Origin of the sequence: Pseudonocardia sp. Ae331_Ps2 (assembly GCF_001932405.1) — a bacterium.
In the GTDB taxonomy this organism is placed as follows: domain Bacteria; phylum Actinomycetota; class Actinomycetes; order Mycobacteriales; family Pseudonocardiaceae; genus Pseudonocardia.
Map to the genome: position 1 here is coordinate 1 of NZ_MCIM01000017.1, position 2,498 is coordinate 2,498.

At 67.9% G+C, this 2,498-nt stretch carries 3 protein-coding genes and 1 pseudogene; 1 reads left to right on the top strand and 3 read right to left on the bottom strand.

The genetic code is table 11. From position 1 onward, the window contains the following. Positions 1 to 244: 244 nt before the first annotated feature. Positions 245 to 601 (bottom strand): hypothetical protein, encoded by a 357-nt coding sequence (locus Ae331Ps2_RS30085; RefSeq protein WP_075313408.1) that lies wholly within the window; start codon positions 599 to 601, stop codon positions 245 to 247. A gap of 87 nt (positions 602 to 688) precedes the next feature. On the opposite strand from Ae331Ps2_RS30085, the gene Ae331Ps2_RS30090 reads away from it, so the two are divergent. Next, a complete protein-coding gene (locus Ae331Ps2_RS30090) occupies positions 689 to 1,048 on the top strand; it encodes a hypothetical protein (RefSeq protein WP_139319165.1) in 360 nt (119 codons plus the stop codon). 47 nt (positions 1,049 to 1,095) lie between these two features. Here Ae331Ps2_RS30090 and Ae331Ps2_RS30095 read toward each other — a convergent pair whose 3' ends face one another. Both Ae331Ps2_RS30095 and Ae331Ps2_RS32895 read right to left on the bottom strand, forming a co-directional pair. Next, positions 1,096 to 2,250: a C40 family peptidase gene (locus Ae331Ps2_RS30095; RefSeq protein WP_249265714.1), complete on the bottom strand. Its 1,155-nt coding sequence runs from the start codon at positions 2,248 to 2,250 to the stop codon at positions 1,096 to 1,098. After that, positions 2,251 to 2,498, bottom strand: a pseudogene (locus Ae331Ps2_RS32895) (hypothetical protein); the annotation flags it as partial. It lies immediately after the preceding gene.

The following is a 2,498-nucleotide window of genomic DNA, read 5'->3' on the forward strand; positions in this document are numbered from 1 at the left end:
CGGGGCATCGCTACAGTGCTTTTCACTGCTCTCCTTGCAGAGTCGCAGCAGTCAGTCCGAGCGATACGCGGTCCGCGTGACCACGTCGATCCGGAACTGACTACTCGGTGGATGACTATGGCGCCTTTTTCCTGGTCAGGTGTGGGGCGCCACAGTCATTACTTGGATGTAGACGGTAGCGGGTCGGGTCCCGATGGGTTCGCCCGCTATCGTCTGCACCAGGAACTCGCTGGTCCACCAGCATTTACCCCGCCCACCCCGCCGCCGCGTCGGTCTTGTTGCTGGTGGGTGTGAGCCAGTAGGTCGCGCAGTCATGACAGACGAACGCCTCGACTGCCCCGAACATCAACGCCCGCAGCTCACGGATGCAGGTCGGGCAGCGGTAGCTGCCGCCGACCCAGAGCGGTCCGTCCTGAGTGATCGTGTTGCTGGTGGTCACCCTGTGAACAGGTCTCCGTTCGTTGATCGAGACCGAAGGTGATGACCTGTCGGTCTGGGTGGCGCTGTCCGGGATATCCGGTAGGTCCAGGTCGCCGGTAGTCTCCGGTTCCGTACTGAGCGTGGCTGCCGTGGTCGTGGCGATCGTGTCGGTCCAGAGCACGTCGTCGGCGGTGCGGGTGTCGCAGCGGCTTCGGGTTCGTCTCGGAGGGGTGGAGGAGTCGTGGAGAGTCGGTCGCAGCGGCGGAAGGTGGCGCGGCTGGCGAAGCGGCGCGGTAAGCAGATCGACCGGGTTCGGCTGAGCGGGCGTGCGGCCGCGCAGGATGCTGTCGAGCATCTGTCGGGGCGTTCGGGTGTGGCGCGGGTGGTGTGGACGGCGTTGACGATGCAGCGCTGCTCGATCACTCAGACCTACTGGTTGACTCGGGATTGTTGCCGTGGCTACCACGTCGGGCTCGGGCTGCCCGACGGTTCCGGGGTGATCGTGGAGATGACCTTTCCCGATGACGACACCAGCGAGCTGGTGCTGGCCACGCACTGCGGCACCGGCACGTACGCCCAGGACGTCGCGACCGTGACTGCGTGGCTGCTGCCTGGTCTCGCCGACTGAGGACCTCCGAGCGTCCTTCCGCGTGTCGCCGCCGCGCATGTCATGGATCATGACGCACCTGCCGCAGAGGCCGGTACGCCAGCCGGAGCGGCCGCCCCCGCGGGTGGTGCCGCATGAACCCGGCGGATGTGGGTGATGTCACTTTCCCATTCGGTGAGTGGTTGGAGGATGACGCCGCGGGTGGTGTCGTAGGCGTTGACGATCATGCCGTGTCCGACGTACATGCCGTTGTGGCGTGGGTTGTCCGGTGTGCCGAGTGAGCCGGGGATGAAGACGAGGTCTCCGGGTGCGATGTCGTGGATGGGTACCGGTGTCCCGGCGTGTTTCTGGGTGACCGTCCCGGCGGGCAGCGGGACGCCGGCGGTGGCCCAGGAGGCGAGCATGAGCCCGGAGCAGTCGAACCCGGCTGGTCCTTGCCCGCCCCACACGTAGGGCTTCCCGAGCTGGGCCAGGGCGAACGTGACCGCGGCCCGGGCGGCGGGGTCGGCGGGCGGGGTGAACCCGGCGGGGAGCTTCTTCGGGTCGATGTTCCCAGGTGGGACTGGAAGTCCGGCGCCACCTGGATCCGGACAGGCGTAGACGGTGGCGGCGAGCTGTGCGTTCGTGGCGTGGGAACTGTCGGTGCTGCGTGGTAGCGGTACGGGATTGTCGGGGCCGCGCCAGAGTTGTTCGACCAGGGCTGCGGCCGGTGCTTCTTGTGGTGCGTAGCGGTCGGGGAACGCGGAGCGTTGCACCGCTTGGGCTGCGGCGCCGGGCGCCATGGTGTGCCATCCGGGTAGCGCGGTGAGGCGGTTGAGGAAGGTGTCGGTGGCTGCGACCGGGTTCAACACCGTCGCGGGTGGGCCCCAGCCTTGGGACGGGCGCTGTTGGTAGAGCCCGAGTGAGTCGCGGTCGCCGTGGTGCACGTTGACCAGCCGGGATTCGACGATCACCGTCGAGATCGCGATGACCGCCGCCCGCCGCGGCAGCCCACGTTCCACGACGCGGGCGACGATGGTGGCGGCGTTGTCGGTCTGCTCACCGGACCATTCGACACCGTCGACGGTCTGCGGACCGCCGCCGAGGCCGCCGGCCGGGCCGCACCCGAACCGCCCGGCGGTGATCCCGAGCACGGTGATCGCGGCGAGTCCGCCGATCACAGCGGTCATCAGTAGGACTACTGACAGGCCGAGTCCGCCGGCGATCAGCACCGGGCGGGCCACCTACTGCTCCTCCGTCAACGCATCATTTGTCAATGTTCCATTGACGCCAGCGGATCCGGTGGGGTGCCCGGCGTTGTGTGCGTGCTCGCTGTCGACCTCCGGGTTGCTGGTGGTGTTGTGGCTGGTCAGAGCCTCGACGGCAGTGTTGGTGTGCGGGGGCTTCCGACGGTCTCCGCGGAGGCCGGCGTTGGTGTCGAAGGTGGCCCGTTCGGTTGCGGAGAGGACGGTCTGGATCTTCATGCCGGGGC